Here is an 18828-nt window from a genome sequence, read left to right as displayed (position 1 = left end):
GGCTGATTAAAATTATATAGACTTTTGGAAAAAGAACCGAAAAGGAGTGATTAGGATGGAATGGACAACCGACGCCTTTCTAAACCGGTTATATATTGATACAGGGAGAAGCAGAATAGAAAATCTGGAGCGCTTCTGGACGAAGGAAGAACGCAGGGAGGGGCTCCGTGTTTGCCTGAAGAAGGCTTTAGGAGAATTCCCGGACAAGAAGTATCCGCTGAATTCAGTGGTGTTGAAGCGACTGGAATACGAGGATTTTATTCTCGAAAAGGTCGCCTACACCACGATGGAGGCTGTGTATGTACCCGTGCTGGTTTTAATCCCGAAGGAAGGTCATGGGCCATGGCCCGCTGTACTCGCCTGTCACGGTCACGGAAATGGGCAAATCGATGCAGCGGGGCTTGATCAGGAAGGCGTGGAACTGGCGGTCCCGGGGATTCACAATCGTTTCGCGGTTCAACTGGTCAAGAAGGGCATGGTGGTAATCGTTCCAGAGATTATGGGCTTTGGCGTACGGCGAATGGCTGAAGAATTGAAGGTCAACCCTAATTATAGTTCCTGTGGCACCTTGTCCTCACAGCTTTTAGCTTATGGCCGGACACTGGCAGGGATCAGAGTCTATGAAGCGATGCGGGCCCTTGATTATATCGAAACTCGATCTGATGTTATTCCGGGAGCAATAGGAACCTTCGGCTTCTCTGGAGGGGGCCTAATCTCATCTTTCGTGTCAGGATTGGATGAACGTATCAAGGCGACTGTTCTCTGCGGCTGGACCAATACATTTCAGGGCAGCATCCTGGCTATGCATCACTGCATAGATAATTATCTGCCGGGCTTGTTACTGGACTCTGAGCAGCCGGAGCTGACCGGGATGGTCGCCCCGCGTGCGCTTTTCGTGGAGTCAGGGGAGCAGGACCCTATATTTCCGGTAGAGCATGTCCGAAAGGCAGTCATTCACCTTCAGGAGACGTACGCTACATGGGAAGCCGGGGAACAGTTTGGCTTCGACATTCACCCAGGAGGGCATGAAATATCCGGAGTGAAGTCTGTGAATTGGCTGCATCACAAACTTGGAGAAGGGTGATTTCTGACGAAATGCCGGATACCCCCAGCTCCCCTTTTTCGTGCCTTGAATTCCTGTACTGTTGCGTAAACAACCACTCTAGATAGGTAAGTGGAACGGGTCCAGCTTGCGGTTCAAAGTAGACTCATAATTAGTAGTCAGTTCGATAAACGCCTGTAGTTCAGGATTCGCTTGCAAATTGAGAACGATGTCGGTAAGCGAACGTCTTGCTGGAATTGTGCTTCTACAAAAAGGGTCATTGCGGTTCCGACCGTAAGTCGTTTAGAATAATGATCTGTGAGCTGTCAACGAAAGAATGTAACATTAAACGATGTAAGTACTTACGTAAAAGCGAATTTTGTGGGGTACAGATGAAAATTTACAATAACCGATTGCCTATCGCTTCACTTGATCTTCATGTTCAAAATATGGGTTGGAAACGTCCTTAACCTGCTAGAGGTCCTCTTTTGAGCTATCTGTTCTTCACAAAACAGGTAGCGGCAAAGGAGGATTTTTTTATGGCTTCATACGGGAGAGAATGAAATCGTAATTTAGTTATATATAATTAAAAATACTGTTATTTAATACATGGAAGTATTCATTTATAATCATAATAAAGTTAAAACAAACTATTACTTACCATGGTTGGTTCTTGTTTAATTTAGATTGGGGAAAAGGAAGGGTTGATTTGAAAATATTAACTAATCGAATGGAAAAATTGATAAATGACAATTGGAAATTTTCGTATGGTGACATGATAACGGGTAAAGATAAGGATTTTGACGATTCAGCCTGGTATGATGTCGGTATCCCGCATTCGTTCGGTATTCCTTACTTTATGGAGAATGAATTTTATGTAGGCTACGGCTGTTATCGGAAGGAACTGTAGATCAATCCGGAGTGGATCGGAAAAACCATTCAGCTTGAATTTCAAGCTGCTTTTCAAGATGCGGAGATCTATTTGAACGGCCGGTTGGCAGGCAGTCATAAGGGCGGTTACACTGCGTTTGTTGTCGACATTTCCTCTTTGGCCCAAGAGGGAACAAATCTTCTGTTTGTTAGACTGAATAATCTATCGGACGCGCAGCTCGCTCCCCGGGCAGGTGAAAATGTATTCAACGGGGGACTTTACCGGGATGTCAGTCTGATTGTCAAGGATCCTCTTCATGTCGATTGGTATGGTACTCATGTTATAACACCGGCAGTATCGGCTTACCACGCAACCTTAAGTATAGAAACAATGGTTGTCAACGCAAACGCCCATGATGTGGAATGCAAGCTAATATCCAGGATCGAATATGAAGGAGCGCTTCTATTTGAAACGGCGCAGACAGGTGTGCTTCAGTTCGGAGAAAGTCGTAATTTTAAACAGGCAAGAGAAGTAAATCAGCCCAACCTTTGGCACCCGGACACTCCGCATTTGTACACACTGACCAGCCAGTTGTTCGAGAATGACTGGCTTAAAGACGAATTCACTACAGAATTTGGTATCCCCTGGTTCCATTTAGACGCCAAGAAAGGGTTCTTTCTTAACGGCAGCCACTACGATATTCTGGGAGCCAATGTGCATCAGGATCATGCGGGATGGAGAGACGCTGTTACGCACGCAGGTATAAGCCGTGATGTGAGGCTGATCAAGGATTGTGGAATGAACTTTATCCGGGGATCACGTATTTTGCAGCAGCTACTCACCAGAGCATCCGGCGATGAATGTTGCAGACGGAAAAGAGGAAACTTACTGGAGAGTGAATGACTTTGATTCCGGACATTGGGTGATGGTAGATTTGGAAGGAAGGAAGCCGAGAAAGCAGTCATTGCTTTTGGAAAATCTTCCGGGGATCCTGTGGAAATTTCTTATTCGTATGATGGCAAGCTGTGAAATGAATATGTTTAGGAGGCAGGAAAGCAGATGAACATTCAATTCAAAACTCCAGCAGTATATTGGGTAGAAGCACTGCCTATTGGTAACGGAAGACTCGGTGCGATGATATTCGGTGGCATTGAGAAAGAACGTCTCGCTTTGAATGAGGACACACTTTGGTCGGGCTACCCGCGCGATTGGAACAATCCCGGAGCCAAGGAAGCTCTTCCAAAGGTAAGAGAGCTTATTGCTCAGGGGAATTACGCAGAAGCAGACCGTCTATGCAAGGAGATGATGGGTCCGTATACACAATCCTACCTGCCCTTCGGAGATTTGATTCTATCGATGGATCACGGTCAATTGGTACGCAGTGAATACAGCCGTAAGCTGGATCTGTCTACAGGCATAGTTACTGTAAGTTACGCCATTGGAGGTGTACAATACACTCGTGAAATCTTTGCATCGCATCCTGACCAGACTATTATTATAAAACTGACAGCGAGCAAACAAGGAGCGTTAGGCTTCCGGGCAAAGCTTGATAGTCCGATACGATACTCGACAAAGACAGACGGGGAACACTTTACGATTTCCGGTATAGCGCCGGAATATATTGCTCCCAATTATTACGATGCGGAAGATCCGGTTCGTTATGGTGATCCGGAGACGTCCAGAGGAATGGGATTCCTCGGCCGCATAGCGGCTGTTCAAGAGGGCGGCACATTTAGAGCTGATGCTGATGGGCTTCATGTTATTGGAGCGACTGAAGCGACTCTCTATTTCAGCGCAGCGACCACATTTGATCCTAATACCGGCGCAACCAGCACTGAGAGAAGTCCGTTACAATTGACCCGGGAGACGATTGAGTCGCTGGAAGGCAAGAGTTATACCGAGCTCCGCAACCGCCATGTAGAAGATCACCGTCAAATCTTCGACAGAGTCGATCTGCAATTGGGTGAAAGCCTGGCTCCCTCTGATATGCCTACCGACCGCCGAATTGCTGAGTACGGAAGCAGCGACCCGGGTCTGGTGGAGCTGTTATTCCATTATGGTCGTTATCTGCTGATTGCCAGCTCGCGTCCGGGAACTCAGCCAGCCAATCTTCAGGGGATATGGAATGAAGAGATGCGGGCGCCGTGGAGCAGTAATTACACGCTTAATATCAATGCACAGATGAACTATTGGCCTGCGGAGAGCTGTAACTTGCCTGAAATGCATGAGCCAATGATCGATTTTATCGGCAGGCTCGCCATTAATGGTTGTAAGACTGCAGAGATTAATTATGGAGCCAAAGGCTGGGTTGCCCATCACAATTCTGATTTGTGGGGTCAGACCGCTCCCGCAGGAGACTATGGCCACGGAGATCCGGTTTGGGCATCTTGGCCCATGGGCGGTGTATGGCTGACCCAGCATCTTTGGGAACATTATTCGTTCAGCGGAGACCTGTCCTTCTTACGTGATACAGCGTATCCGATTATGAAAGAGTCAGCTCTATTCTGTTTGGATTGGCTGATCGAGAACAAAGACGGATATTTGGTTACTTCTCCATCTGCATCTCCAGAGTTGAAGTTTTTGACTGGAAAAGGGCGCAGTGCTGTCAGTGATGGGGCGACGATGGATTTGTCCCTGATAGGAGAACTCTTTGATAACTGTATCCTCTCCTCAGAGTTGCTTGAACTGGATGAAGATTTTGCGCAAAGTCTCCTAGAGGCTAAAGCTCGGATGCTGCCTTATCAGATTGGTGCACAAGGTCAGCTTCAGGAGTGGTCCGCTGATTTTGAAACCGATGATATCCATCATCGGCATGTCTCTCATCTGGTAGGAATATACCCGGGACGGCAAATTACAGGACAAACTTCTCCCGATCTGTTTCAGGCTGCGAGAAGATCACTCGAAATTAGAGGTGACGGTGGGACAGGTTGGAGTTTGGGCTGGAAAATCGGCCTATGGGCGAGATTTAAGGACGGTGACCGGGCCGGACAATTGATCTCGAATCTATTGAATCTGGTGCTTCCTAGTGAACCTATCAACCTAGAAAAAGGCGGCGTTTATCCAAATCTCTTTGACGCCCACCCGCCGTTCCAAATCGACGGCAACTTTGCGGCAACAGCAGGAATTGCGGAAATGCTGCTGCAGTCACATCAGGGGTATCTGGAATTTCTGCCTGCACTGCCTGCCCGTTGGCAGGAGGGTTCAGTTAAGGGATTGCGAGCTCGTGGAGGCTTTGAGGTCAGCCTTAAATGGAAAGGCGGCGTGGTAACGGAAGCGGAGATTATTTCTTCTCTTGGGGGACAATGCTCTCTCCTGTCAGACTGTCCGGTATGGGTCAGTAAAGACGAAACGAAGAAGCGGGTAGACCCCTCTGAGGATGGCCTGATTGAATTCTCGGCAAAAGCCGGTGAGAAGCATATATTTACTTTTACGGAATAGGAGAGCCTAGTACAGCATCAGTCTTTAAATTGTGGATAAAGCCTTTTAAGTTTTATCCGCGCATCTTCAGTAGTGAATTGCCAATCTATACCACTTTGAGAAGCGTTACGAGCAGATTCCCATTCGGTCAGCTCGCCTGCTAATTCTTCCATTGCCGGAATTCGTCTTGCTAAACATTGACGCGTCATTATACTTAGCTCAATTTCAGCAATGTTCAGCCATATGATGCGAACGGTAAGCTTGTGATCTTCCCGTCGACCGCGCTGGAAACCTATAAGGATGCATTGAATAATCCCACGGACGTGATTTCGGGCTTAAAGGGGCTTGTCGAAGGTAAGGCGAATAGGACGATTTATTCGGAACAATATGATGAGCCTGCTGTAATATGCTGCTTGTAATTCGAGTGAATTCAGGTCTGAACAACAATAAACCTCTTCATACACGAAGAGGTTTATTGTTGTTCAGTAATCTGGAAGGACCACAAATTCCTTTATCTGGATTGGCTTTTACGAACCGTTCATAAATACAATGAATCGGGAGAAAGTGATATATACGCTCTTTCTATGCACTGCTAAACTAACTTTAGAAAGAGAGGGAGATGTTATGGCAAACACTACAGTGGCTGTAGAAACCAAACTTTTGAACAAGAAGAGGAAGTGGTTTTCGGATTTCAGGGCGCACCCGACCTATTATTTTATGTTAGTGCCTATGATTTTATTTTTTGTGCTTTTTAGTTATATTCCTATGTTTGGCTTGTATTACGCTTTTGTTGATTACGACTTCAGCAAAGGTTTGGCAAGTACGTTTATCGGATTCAAAAATTTTGAGTTTCTTTTCCATGGCGGTATGGATTCAATCATTTGGAAAATAACCAAAAATACGATGCTCTACAATATAGCATTTATCGTATTGAATAACTTCTTTCAAATAACCGTGGCAATTATATTGAAAGAGTTAACGTTCAAAAAGTTTGTCAAAACGACGCAAACACTAATGTTTATCCCGTTCTTTGTATCCATGGTTATTGTGAGTTCGATCGTGTACAACTTGTTCAATTTTGATTACGGAGTTGTAAACGGTCTCATTACTTCATTAGGCTTCGAGAAGTTTGACTTTTATGCGACTCCTTATGTTTGGCCGTTTATCCTTGTGGGAATTGAAATTTGGAAAGGCCTTGGATACGGCAGTATTATCTATTTGGCATCCATTATGGGGATTGATGAAAGTATATATGAAGCGGCGTATGTCGATGGCGCAACTAAATGGCAGCGCATACTTCATATTACTCTTCCACTTCTGAAGCCGACTGTCATTGTACTGATACTTTTTGCACTGGGAGGAATTATGCGGGGGCAATTTGATTTATTCTGGAACGTGGTCGGGCAGAATGGATTATTGCTTAATGCAACTGACATTATTGATACTTATGTGTACCGTTCTTTGACCGTAAACTTCAGTATAGGCTTGGGGTCAGCCGCCGGGGTGTACCAATCCGTCTTTGGTTTGATTCTCATTCTGACCGTTAATGCTATCGTAAAGAAAGTAGACAAGGAAAACTCTTTGTTCTAATAGAAGGCTTACTTATGTCTTAATTATGAAAGGAGCCGATTATGGCTGCATCAGAAGTTAGAAACAATAAGATTCGCTTGGATCCGGGTTCAAAAGTATTTACAGTCGTTTCCGTTTCGGTGGTTTTATTCTTCTCCGTTATTTGCGTGCTTCCCTTTATTTTAATGCTCTCCGGTTCCTTTAGCAGCGAGTCGATAATTGCTATCCATGGATATAGTCTTTTGCCGCAAGGTTTTACCCTTGATGCGTACAAGGTAGTTTTTGAGACATTGGGAGGCACAATTGGGAATGCCTATCTAATCACCATATATGTCACTTTAGCAGGGACTGTTCTTGGGTTGATTGTGACCTCCATGAGCGGATACATTTTATCCAGACCAGACTTTAAGCACCGGAACAAAGCGGCTTTTTTCATCTATTTCACAACCTTGTTCAGCGGCGGTCTAATCCCTTCTTACCTGGTTAATGTGAATATGCTGCATTTGAATCATAGTCTTATGGCTATTATCCTGCCTGGTTTGATGACTCCCTTTCTCATCTTTTTGTACCGCAATTTTGTTAAGGGGATTCCAGATTCGCTTATGGAATCGGCAAGGATAGACGGGGCGGGAGATTTCCGGATCTATTGGCAGGTTGTCATCCCGCTTTGCAAGCCGGTATCGGCAACCATTGGATTGTTTCTGGCTCTGAGCTATTGGAATAACTGGTTTGGATACAGTCTTTACCTGGTAGCAGATAAAGATAAGTGGGGATTGCAATATTTGCTGTACCGTATGTTATCCCGTGTAACGGATGCGGTGCGTGACTCCCAGATCGTTATCGATCAGTTGCCAACCGAAACGATGAAATTGGCAACCGCCATGCTGGTTACAGGCCCTGTATTGTTGTTCTACCCATTTGCACAGCGTTACTTCGTTACCGGATTAACGGTCGGCAGCGTAAAGGGCTAATAGATCAGCGTTGTTAAATAGTGGGGGCATCTTGAATAATACTCGTATGGTGAAGATGCCTCCTCTGTTAACATATATCAAGCTAATTATATGGAGGGGATTATTTTGCTATTAAACAGAAGAATGAAAGCGGTTTTATCGGCATTGCTGGTTTCCACTACGGTTCTGGCGGCTTGTTCGTCAAACAAGGACAGTGGTGCTTCCGGTTCACCTGCGGCTCAGGAGCCTGCGGAAATCGTCGAATTGACGGCTTTGACCATGGGGACGGAACCGGCTAGCGGAATGGCCAACTTTTACAAGCAGTTGGATGAGTTGACCAAAAAGGATCTGGGAGCCACCGTTCGCTTTACGTTTGTTCCCTGGGGAGATGAAAAAAATCAAATCAGCCGGGCCATTGTAGCAAAAGAATATGATATCTATGTAGGCGGTTTTTGGTCCGACTTCAAAAACTTTGCTACTAAGAACGCATTTGCAGATTTGAAGCCTCTGCTATCCAAAACGCCAGAGTTGGTCAAGCACTACAATGGTATATTGGATCGGATAACGCTTGACGGCAAGCTCTACGGGATTCCGCAATACGGCAAACCCGGCGGTGGCAACTGGGGATTCTTTTACCGGGAAGATTTGCGGAAGCAATGGGGCCTTCCGGAAGTCAAAGATTTTGAATCTGTAGAGAAATACCTTTACAAGTCTAAGGAGGAATTCCCTGATACTCCGATGATTAGCGATAAAGGCTTTATACTCAATGTGTTCAGAATGTTGGCAGGCGACAAGTATTTAGACCCTACAGGCCAAATGACTACCTTGGCACCTGTAAACGATCCCTACAAGGTTGTATCTATCAACGACATACCTGAGTACAAGCAGGCTCTGCAGATTGCAAAAAAATGGTATGATGATGGTATTGTAGCCCGCGACATATTGGCCTCACAAACCAATGAAACCAGTAAAACCCTGGAATTGATGAAAGCCGACAAGAAGCCTCTTGAATTCACTAACCACTTCGGTGCTATCAGCAGCGGCTACGTTAACCAACTCCAAGCGGTAAACAAAGATTGGGAGTTTGGCTGGCTTGACTACAGCGTAGATTTGGCTCCGGGAACTGCATTTTTACCTAAACACTCTGTGGAAACCACAACGATGATTTCCGTAGGCGCGCAGAGCAAGAATGTCGAAACCGCTTTGAAATTTATTGAAAAAGCGCATACGGACAGAACCTACTATGACCTTTTGCAATATGGGGTAAAGGATGAGAACTATAAATTGGATGGCGAGTCTATTACGTTTGATGGAATAGACCCCAAGAACAAAAAACCGGGTTGGACTGGCTTGAATGATGGCTACATGAACCGTGTGGAAAAATATCCTGGCGCATGGCAAGGAATATATGACAGGCTGCAAACTGAAGGCACAAAGCTAGGCGAAAAGAATGGCATTGATCCTTATGAAGGCTTTGTTTTCGACACGAAAGATTTAACGGCTGAGATGGCAAATATTGAAACCATCAGAACCCAATACGCAGTGCCGTTGGCAGTAGGGGTGATCAAAAAGAGCATAGATGAGGATCTGGACACCTTGAACCAGCAACTGAAAGGCGCGGGCATGGAAAAATATATGGCTGCCTTACAGAAGGCATTGGATGATTTCGCGGCAACCCAAAAGAAATAATAGTTAATTCTAATGACAATCCTGACCTTTCACAGGTCGGGATTGTCTGTTATCTTATTTATAAAGATTATGATAACTTGACGTAAGGAGAGGAGAGCAATGAAGCTGCTGATTGCTGATGATGATGACTACACCCGCCTTGGCTTGCTTGAATCTGTGGATTGGAAAAGGTATGGCATTGAGACGATCAGGGAGGCCCGAGACGGAGCTGAGGCTTTGCGGGAGGCGATAGACCTCCAACCGGATCTTGTCATTACAGATATCCGCATGCCCAAACTAAATGGAATCGAGTTTGCCGAGAAACTTATGGATCGGTGCAAGCATAGTAAGCTGCTGTTTATGAGCGGCTATATGGAAGTTGAATATCTCAAAAGCGCCATTAAGTTGTCCGCTGTGGATTATATCGAGAAGCCGATTAAGCTGCCGGACCTGGAACATGCGGTTATGAAAGCGGTTGAATCTATCCGGGCTCAAAGGGAGCAGCAGATTGTAATAGGACAAAAGCTGGAGCTGCAACGGCAGAGCTTGGCAAGAAAAATAACGTCCAAGGAAGTAAACATTAGTGAATTGGTGCTACTCTGCAAGGAAGTCGCATTCCCTGCAAACAGTCATTACGTTTGTATCGTATCAGCCGCCAGGGCCAAAAACACAGAAGCGGATCACACTCTGAAGCCTGAGATGATTCAAGCTTTTTGGGATGCGCATCACATCCCGTCATTGCATGTCCAGGAGGATCAGAATAAACATCTTACCGTATTGGCATTTAAAAAGAATGAAGTCAGGAAAGTGCAGCATTTATGCAGTCAGTTTCTTCATCAATATGATGGGCTGATCATGGGGATGGGGGAAGAAGCAAGGGAGCTGAAAAGTATTGGGGACAGCCATCAAACCGCAAACCGTGCATTGGAAAGGTCATTTTTTCACAGGGAACAGCGTTTTTTTGGTTTCGAAGCAAAAAATCAGCCTGAGCCGAGGATAGATCTATATCCTGAATTCTTTACCATTCTCAAAAATAACCTTGAAGAATTACCAGTCTGGCTGGATTTCATATGCGATAAGATCAAACAGGCAGAATTTCCAAAGAAAGAAAGAGTATGCGAGCTTTTCCACTCCTTTGCGCAAACGGTTTTTCAGGAAAGAGCATCGGTGATTTCTCGGCTAAGCCATGCTTGCTGCCAAGGCGATGTGGAGAAAGCGATATTGGAAAGTTCCACTATAGATGAGCTTCACAGCATCTTGAGCACACTTATTACCGCATATATAGAAGACTTGCAAGAGTCCACCCCATATTCAGGCATCGTACGCGAGGTAATAAAGTATATCGCCGCCCATTGCAGCAAGGTCGATCTGGATATTCGGGAAATTTCTGACCATGTCCATATGTCCACTAGCCATATGGGCTTGTTATTCAAGAATGAGACAGGACTGACGATCAGGCAATATATTGGAGATTACAGGCTGGAACATGCCAAAAAAATGATTCTGGATGAACACTATAAAATTAATACGATTGCCGAACGCTGCGGATATGCCAGTCCAAGCTATTTTACAAAGGTTTTTCGTGCCGCGACCAATCATACACCCTTAGAATACCGAAAGCTGATGACAAAATGAAAACCAAACACTTGTTTTGGAATTCCTCTTTAAGGAAGAGACTGTTGATCATCTTGGCGTTTTTCGGCCTGGTTCCGTTATTCATTACTTTTATGATATCTTACCGGCAAATCAAGCAGGAATCGTTGAATAGCCAGAATTACGCAGCCAACCAGAATTACGAACAAACCCTAAGCACGCTATCGGACAAATTTCGGCGGACCGAGAATCTTTCCACCATGATTATTTTGAATGATGTTCTTGTTGCTGCACTTGATAAGGATCCGGAAGTAACGGACATTGCGGAGCAAATAATGGGCTTCGAAAAAATAGATTCCTATACCAAAGTCCTGGAAGAGAGCAACGATAGTGACGGTATTGTGTATTATATTGATGACCGGTTTGTGGTTTCCGGAACAGATACGCGATTTCGAAAGATGCGCGCTATTGAGGGGAGAAAATGGGCGCAAGAGGTGTTGAACAGCACCGGAGGGCCCACCTGGTACTCCTATACGGATGTCAATGTGACAGGATTACCCCAATATCTTGCGTTGGGCAGAATATTATGGAATGTAAGAGATTTTAGCGATCCGATGGGGATTGTTGTGATCAACATTAATTTGAAGTCCATAAGTGACACTCTGACCAAATCGGTTCCGGAGCAGATGGTTTATTTGACAGATCGACACAGAAATATAATAGCAAGCAGCCATAACGGAGACGCGCTCCAAGGGATACCCATGTTGAAGGAAACAACCAGCGTGTTTGATGCTGTGAGCTTGAACAACCGTGACTACCTGTATCGCAGCAACCAGATCGGCAAAAGCGGAATGTTTCTGACCTCGATCATTCCTAAAGCTGCTGCATTGGAAGCGGTTAATAAAGTTGGCTCGCAAATGATAACTATGTACGTGGTAGTAGCTGTCATCTTGTTGATTCTCATTTTTCCGGTTACCCGCTCTATAACAGCACGAGTATTCTTGCTAACCCGCAAGATGGATCAAATCCGTAATGGAGATCTGCGCACGTTGGACATTGAACCGAGACAGGATGAGATAGGGCGGCTGGTTTCCAGCTATAACTATATGGTCAACAGCATACAGGAGCTTCTTCAGGAGCAGTATCGTCTGGGTGTCGAAAAAACCGGAGCTGAACTGAAGGCTCTTCAATCCCAGATCAACCCGCATTTTCTCTATAATACACTTGATATGTTAAATTGGATGGCCCAGCGGGGAGAACGAGCCAACATTCAGCAAGTGGTTTATGCACTATCGGATTACTATAAGCTAATCCTGAGCAAGGGCGAGGACTTCGTAACGTTGAAGGATGAATTACGGATGTCCAGTATCTATGTTGAGATCCAGCAAAAGAGATTCAAGGACCGGTTCGCCCTTAAGACCGATATTGAGGAAGAGGCTCTGGGTTGCATGCTGCCCAAAATCACCCTGCAGCCCCTGGTTGAAAATTCAATAGTTCATGGAATCACGGAGAAACCGGATGGAAAGGGGATTATCTTCATCCGGGCGGTAGTAAGCAATAACCGATTGATACTAACCATTGAAGATGATGGAATCGGCATAGACAGCAAGCAGGATCGAAAGCCGGGAACTCGCGGAAGCGGGTACGGTGTAAAGAATATCGAAAAAAGATTGGAGCTGTACTTCGGGGAACAGCGTTGCATTCGTTTTGAGAGCAATCCAGGAGAAGGAACCCGTGTTGTCATTGACGTTCCTGCAGTACGACATTACTTGGAATAGTTAGGTATACAACCGGAGTGCTGCATAGCACTCTTTTTGTTACTTTAGCATAGGCCTAAAAATTACAAGTAATCGTGAATAAGTGATATATTCACCAAGTACATAAATTGATAAAGTAAAAGCGATCTCAAGCTTCTCTATGTTCATTAATAGGATTCTGTTATTAATTTAAGAAGGGGTTGTGATTTGTTCAAAATGCAGTCAGTAATTCGGTATTAAAAGTAGTAAGTGACTGCAAATATGGAGGGTAATATGGATAAGCTGACGATTTATGAGGCACCGAAGGGTGCGGTGGAAAATGATGATTTTAAAGTCTGGGTACGAATACCGGGAGAGTCCTGGAATGAGCTGTTTGTTTACGAAGTTGAGGTTGATATGCATGAGGTACGTCAGGCATCCATGGTTTATTTCGACATGGAAGGTAAGGTTGAGGTTCAGGTGGAGTGTCTGAAGCAGCATCCGGAAAGTGTAATCATCCGGCCGCTGGCCACTGCCATCGTCTTTGAGCACAAAGCGAACAGGATTACGTTTGCATTGGACCAACCATGCAAGCTGTCCTTCGAGATAAACGGCGATCGTTTTCACAATTTGCACTTGTTTGCTAACCCTCCCGAGCTAAATGCTCCGCAGCCAGACGATTCCGATGTACTGCTGCTGAAGCCGGCCATCCACCGGATGGAAGACATATACCGGATGGCTGAAACGCCGCTTCCGGCGACGGGGCAACTGCCGAAGGTGCTGTATTTCGCACCCGGCATGCACTATCTGGAGGAGACTATCATGCGGATTCCGTCGGATACAACGGTGTATCTGGCTGGAGGCGCCATTGTGACGGGTTCTCTTGTATGTGAGCGTGCCGAGAATATCGTGATTCGAGGACGGGGGATTTTGTATTTGTCCAACTTTGACAGGTTCTCTGCCTTTCGCGGTATCCGGATCGTCTTTTCTCGGAATATATCTGTTGAGGGTATTATCTTGTTAGACCCGCCGCACTACAGCATCTATATCGGCAAGTCTGAGCACGTCCGTATCGACAATTTCAAATCGTTTAGCACCCGTGGATGGTCCGATGGTATCGATATGATGGCCAGCTCCGATATCACTGTTCATGATGTATTTCTTCGGACATCCGATGATTGTATCGCCGTGTATGGAACAAGGTGGGACTATAAAGGGGATACCCGCCGGGTCCGCATAAGCGATTCGGTGCTGTGGGCCGATGTTGCCCATCCGTTGATGATGGGGACTCACGGAGATCACCATGGGAATGGGGACACCATTGAGAATGTACGGTTTGAGAACATTGATATTTTGGAGCACCACGAGCCACAGAGCAATTATTGGGGTGCCATGGCGATCAATGCTGGTGATAAAAATACCATCCGAAACATTGTCTACGAAAACATACGTGTAGAGGAATTTGAGCTGGGGCAGTTGCTTGACCTCCGGGTGGTCTGGAATAAGGATTACAATCCGAATCCCGGTAGCCGCATCGAGAACGTCGTCTTTAAGAACATCAGCTACAACGGAGCTAATGCCAATCCCAACCGGATCTACGGCTTTGACGGGGAGCGCCCTGTGGACGGAGTTACTTTTATCAATTTGCGGATTAACGGCCAGCTTGTTCTGGATGCACAACAAGGTCATTTTGACATCAACGATTATGCCAAGAAAATTGCTTTTTTCGGCCCGGATAAGCATTAAGATTATGCGTCAATCAGCTCATCTAATGAAATGGAGTGATACTTTGTGATTCAAGCTGAGAAGTATTGGGAGAACCCGAATTTGCTCCATGTGAATCGGGAAAATCCAAGAGCGCACTATATCCCATACGCGGATTCGTCATCCGCCGTTTCGAGAAAACGCTCGTTATCCCCGTTCTACCATACATTGAACGGGAATTGGAGGTTCCGTTACGAGACAAGTGTCAACCAGGTGGACGATAAGTTCTTCAGCCCGCATGCAGATCTGGACAATTGGGACGACATAATGGTTCCTTCCTGCTGGCAGACTCAAGGGTATGACCAGCTTCATTATACCAACACGAATTATCCGATCCCCTGCGACCCTCCTTTTGTTCCGGATGAGAATCCGGCGGGGCTATACGTGAGAGAATTTAACGTACCCAAGCATTGGGAATCGAAAGAAACCTATATCGTGTTCGAAGGAGTAAACTCATGCTTCTACTTATGGCTGAACGGTTCATTCGTCGGCTACAGCCAGGGAAGCCGGGTTCCTGCAGAGTTTAACATCTCTGAGCATCTGCAGGAAGGAACTAATCACATTGCCGTCATGGTGCTGAAGTGGTGTGACGGCACATATTTGGAGGATCAGGACATGTGGCGTTTCTCCGGTATCTTCCGTGACGTCTACATGCTTGTCAGGGACAAGGTTCATATCCGGGATGTCTACAACAGGCAGGAGTTGTCTGAGGACTACCGCCAGGCTAAGCTTAAGTGTGAGATGGAGACGACGGGGCGGAAGGAAGTGCGTGTGGAACTCCGTGATGCCGTTAACCATGTAGTCGGCGCAGCATCTGCTGTGGTTGAAGGACAGGGAGCTGTAGAGCTGGAGATCAAGGAGCCGGTGCTGTGGAATGCGGAACTGCCGTATCTGTACCGGCTGTATGTCTACTCCGGTGAAGAGGTGCTGTCCTTCCCGGTGGGCTTCCGGCAAATCCAGATCAAGGACGGGGTGTTCCTCATCAATGGACGGGCCGTGAAGCTGAAAGGGGTCAACCGTCATGAATCCCATCCGGTAATGGGGCAGACGATCCCGGTGAATCATATGATCCAGGATTTGCACCTGATGAAGCAGCATAACGTGAATACGATCCGTACTGCACATTATCCCAACGACCCGCGGTTTATGGAACTGTGCGACGAATACGGATTTTACGTGGTGAATGAAGCTGACTTGGAGTGCCACGGCATGAGTTCGGCGGAGAAATGGGCGGATGGAGCTATTCATAAATTATCCATCAATCCGGAATGGAAAGCGGCCTTCGTGGATAGGGCCCAACGTATGGTCGAGCGGGACAAAAATTTCCCGTGTGTTGTGATCTGGTCTCTGGGCAACGAATCGGGCTACGGTGAAAACCATATCGCAATGGCGGAATGGATTCACAAACGGGATAGGTCACGGCCTGTACATTACGAAGGAGCGGCATTGCGGTATAAAGGGAACCCCGATGTTGATTGTCTGGATATGGAAAGCCAAATGTACGAGTCCGTGCAGTTTTTGGAAGAATATGCGAAGGATGAGACTAAGCTCAAGCCATTGTTACTGTGCGAATACTGCCATTCGATGGGAAACGGTCCGGGAGATCTGCAGGACTATTGGGAGGTCATCTACAAGTACCCGAAGTTAATGGGGGCTTGCGTTTGGGAATGGTGTGATCACGGGATCAAGACCGGAACGAAAGATGGAAAACCGATATTTGCATATGGCGGGGATTTCGGGGATTTACCGAATGACGGAAACTTTTGCATTGATGGTCTCGTGACACCGGACCGGGTCCCGCATACGGGACTGCTTGAATTGAAAAAAGTGATCGCTCCTGTGCGTCTTGAAGTGGAAGATCAGGAGAACGGCAAGGTGCTCTTGACCAATCTGTATGATTTCATAGATTTGTCGCATCTGGAACTGTTCTGGAAGGTGGAGAAAGATGGGGAAACCGTACAACAAGGCTACATAACGCAATTGGATGCCACGCCATTCGGCGGTCAGCAACTGCTGACAATACCGTATGAACTGCCACAGGGTGCAGCCGGACGGTACTTCCTGAACTTGTCGGTCCTGCAAAGGAAGGAAACGAGCTGGGCGAAGCCAGGGCACGAAATCACTTTCGAACAGTTCGAACTTCCGGTCAGCATTCCGGCAGAGACAGAAATAACCTCCCGTACCGCTGCACATGGGCATGGGTTTTATGCGAGCCAAAGCGGACAATTGCTAGTGATCGAAGGTTTCGATTTCCGTCATACCTTCCATCTAGGTGATGGAACATTCGTGGCCATTACCAAACATCAGGTTCCTATGCTCGCGGCACCGTTAAGTTGGAAGATATGGCGCGCTCCCATAGACAATGACCGCCCGGTTCAAAAGAAATGGACCGATGAAGGATATGACCGGGCGAAAATGAAGTTGTACCGGTGCGAATGGACACAACAGGCGGACGGCTCCGTTGAAATTGTGGCAGAGTTCTCACTCGGCGGTTATATCCGCTATCCGTTGATGCATGGGACGACGGTATGGCATGTTAACTCCAACGGGATAATATCACTCCGTACGGAAATCAAAGTACGTGAGGATCTGATTTACTTGCCGAGATTTGGTCTTCAACTGACTATGCCATCCGGCATGGAGCAAGTCGAATACTTCGGTTACGGACCTCACGAATGCTATTTGGACAAACGTCAAAGTGCCGTTAAGGGGAAATACCTGCTCCATGTGGATGATATGTTCGAGAATTATATCAAGCCGCAGGAGAACGGATCACGTTACGGTACGGAGTGGGCTGCCGTATCCAATGAGCTGGGTATGGGTTTGATGTTTACCGCTCCGAAGCATTTTTCATTCCAAGCATCGCATTTCACGCCAGAGGATCTGACCCGCGCAGCCCATGATTATGAGCTGATCCGGCGCAAGGAAACCATCGTGCATCTGGATTATAAAATGAGCGGCATCGGTTCCCAATCCTGCGGCCCCGAGCTGCATGAACGGTTCCGGCTGAATGAGAAAGAAATCGTCTTCGAGTTGATTATCTCTCCTGTCTTCAAAGATTAAAAAGGGGAGGAACATATCCGCACCTTCGTGAAAAGCTCCACTTCCAGGTTGGATTCGCCAAAGGAGCAGTTGGATTTCTGTTGAGAAATCAAGCTGCTCCTTTATTGATGTGGTGTGATCACTTGAAATGGTTGCTGCGGAACTCGGTCGGCGTCATACCTTCCAACTGCATAAAGATTTTGTTGTAGTAGCTGACACTCGGATATCCGGAGCTGATTGCGATTTCCTTAATCGCCATGTCCGGATGTCGAAGCAGAAGCTGCTTGCTGTTTTGAATGCGAGATTTCGTAATGTAGGATAGCGGCGTTACCCGGGTTACCTTTTTGAAAAGACTGCAGAAATAGTTAGGCGTCAAATTCAATTTATCTGCCCATTTTTCCAGTTCAAAAGGGAGGTGGGCGTTTTTTTGCATGAAGGGGAGGATTTGAATGATTTTGTCGACGTTTTGCGTCCCTCTTTTATTGGTAAACGGCGTGGCATTGCTTACAAATTCAATCAGCACCGCATAAGTAAGGGCTGATAATTTGGCCGGCCGCAAAAAATTGTGGGCTTCCATCTCATCCAGCAATTCAGTAAAGGCCTGCTCCAGCATATTTAGATCGTTCATATACCATATAGAAGTTTCATGGAACCCTCGTTCGAGTAGAAAATCCGAAAGTTTGATTCCATTGAACTGTATCCAGTAAATCACCCAAGGGTCGTCCTCCGAAGAGTAATAGCGCATGTTCTGGAAAGGACAGTGAAAAAAGATATCTCCTTGTTTTAGAGTATGGACCATGTTGCCAAGCTCAATATAGCCTTTCCCGCTTGTTACGAAATGTAAGCTGAAATCTTTTACTCCCCCTGGACGTGTGACATTATGGTCGCTGGTTCTCGTATATTTTCCGGCAGAATGAGGAAAACAAAAAAAGTTGTATTCCTCGAAAGAGGGAAGAAAGTAATGCTGGTACAAAAGGCAGTCACTCCGATCATTAATGTAATGCTACTATACTCCCCATCATATTCATTTCCAAAAACGGTTGCAATATGAGATGAGAGGAGGGGGATCTGTGATACGTGTGATTTCATAATTAAATCGACTATACTATATTTTAAAAATAATATTGTTATATACATTGACATTTCCTGTTATTTATATCAGTTTCTTTTATGGAT

The 18828-nt window shown here is 46.1% G+C and carries 12 protein-coding genes and 1 pseudogene; 11 read left to right on the top strand and 2 right to left on the bottom strand.

Going from position 1 to position 18828, the window contains the following annotated elements:
* The first annotated feature begins 55 nt into the window (after positions 1 to 55).
* From ACAN56_RS06445 to ACAN56_RS06430, 4 genes are all read left to right on the top strand, one after another.
* Positions 56 to 1084 carry a dienelactone hydrolase family protein gene (locus ACAN56_RS06445; RefSeq protein WP_379141349.1) on the top strand — a complete coding sequence of 343 codons (1029 nt, stop codon included), beginning with the start codon at positions 56 to 58 and terminating at the stop codon, positions 1082 to 1084.
* Positions 1085 to 1751: 667 nt separating this feature from the next.
* The gene (locus tag ACAN56_RS06440) at positions 1752 to 1952 is read left to right on the top strand and encodes a hypothetical protein (protein WP_379141347.1); all 201 of its coding nucleotides are present in this window, start codon (positions 1752 to 1754) and stop codon (positions 1950 to 1952) included.
* Positions 1953 to 2816 (top strand): glycoside hydrolase family 2 protein, encoded by an 864-nt coding sequence (locus ACAN56_RS06435; RefSeq protein WP_379141435.1) that lies wholly within the window; start codon positions 1953 to 1955, stop codon positions 2814 to 2816. It abuts the gene before it with no gap.
* Positions 2817 to 2972: 156 nt separating this feature from the next.
* The gene (locus ACAN56_RS06430; RefSeq protein WP_379141344.1) at positions 2973 to 5351 is read left to right on the top strand and encodes a glycoside hydrolase family 95 protein; all 2379 of its coding nucleotides are present in this window, start codon (positions 2973 to 2975) and stop codon (positions 5349 to 5351) included.
* A gap of 17 nt (positions 5352 to 5368) precedes the next feature.
* Here the strand turns inward: ACAN56_RS06430 and ACAN56_RS06425 are convergent.
* Positions 5369 to 5572 (bottom strand): annotated as a pseudogene (locus ACAN56_RS06425) (hypothetical protein); the annotation flags it as partial.
* A gap of 382 nt (positions 5573 to 5954) precedes the next feature.
* On the opposite strand from ACAN56_RS06425, the gene ACAN56_RS06420 reads away from it, so the two are divergent.
* The 7 genes from ACAN56_RS06420 (at position 5955) to ACAN56_RS06390 (ending at position 17673) form a co-directional block, all read left to right on the top strand.
* A complete protein-coding gene (locus tag ACAN56_RS06420) occupies positions 5955 to 6920 on the top strand; it encodes an ABC transporter permease (protein WP_379141342.1) in 966 nt (321 codons plus the stop codon).
* A 41-nt stretch (positions 6921 to 6961) separates the two neighbouring features.
* The gene (locus ACAN56_RS06415) at positions 6962 to 7870 is read left to right on the top strand and encodes a carbohydrate ABC transporter permease (RefSeq protein WP_379141340.1); all 909 of its coding nucleotides are present in this window, start codon (positions 6962 to 6964) and stop codon (positions 7868 to 7870) included.
* Between the two features lie 105 nt (positions 7871 to 7975).
* Positions 7976 to 9538, top strand: a complete 1563-nt coding sequence (locus ACAN56_RS06410; RefSeq protein ID WP_379141338.1) for a DUF3502 domain-containing protein — start codon at positions 7976 to 7978, stop codon at positions 9536 to 9538.
* A 99-nt stretch (positions 9539 to 9637) separates the two neighbouring features.
* Entirely contained in the window at positions 9638 to 11152 is a 1515-nt protein-coding gene (locus ACAN56_RS06405; RefSeq protein WP_379141336.1) for a response regulator transcription factor, read from the top strand.
* A 44-nt stretch (positions 11153 to 11196) separates the two neighbouring features.
* The gene (locus ACAN56_RS06400; RefSeq protein ID WP_379141334.1) at positions 11197 to 12888 is read left to right on the top strand and encodes a cache domain-containing sensor histidine kinase; all 1692 of its coding nucleotides are present in this window, start codon (positions 11197 to 11199) and stop codon (positions 12886 to 12888) included.
* A 252-nt stretch (positions 12889 to 13140) separates the two neighbouring features.
* The gene (locus ACAN56_RS06395) at positions 13141 to 14592 is read left to right on the top strand and encodes a glycosyl hydrolase family 28 protein (protein WP_379141331.1); all 1452 of its coding nucleotides are present in this window, start codon (positions 13141 to 13143) and stop codon (positions 14590 to 14592) included.
* Between the two features lie 45 nt (positions 14593 to 14637).
* A complete protein-coding gene (locus tag ACAN56_RS06390) occupies positions 14638 to 17673 on the top strand; it encodes a glycoside hydrolase family 2 TIM barrel-domain containing protein (RefSeq protein ID WP_379141329.1) in 3036 nt (1011 codons plus the stop codon).
* A gap of 118 nt (positions 17674 to 17791) precedes the next feature.
* Here the strand turns inward: ACAN56_RS06390 and ACAN56_RS06385 are convergent, their stop codons facing one another.
* Positions 17792 to 18625: a helix-turn-helix transcriptional regulator gene (locus ACAN56_RS06385; RefSeq protein ID WP_379141327.1), complete on the bottom strand. Its 834-nt coding sequence runs from the start codon at positions 18623 to 18625 to the stop codon at positions 17792 to 17794.
* Between the last annotated feature and the right edge of the window lie 203 nt (positions 18626 to 18828).

This window comes from Paenibacillus paludis, assembly GCF_042610515.1.
Lineage (GTDB): Bacteria > Bacillota > Bacilli > Paenibacillales > Paenibacillaceae > Paenibacillus_AQ.
The sequence above is the reverse complement of the archived record's forward strand: the minus strand, read 5'-3'. Positions and strand labels throughout refer to the sequence as shown.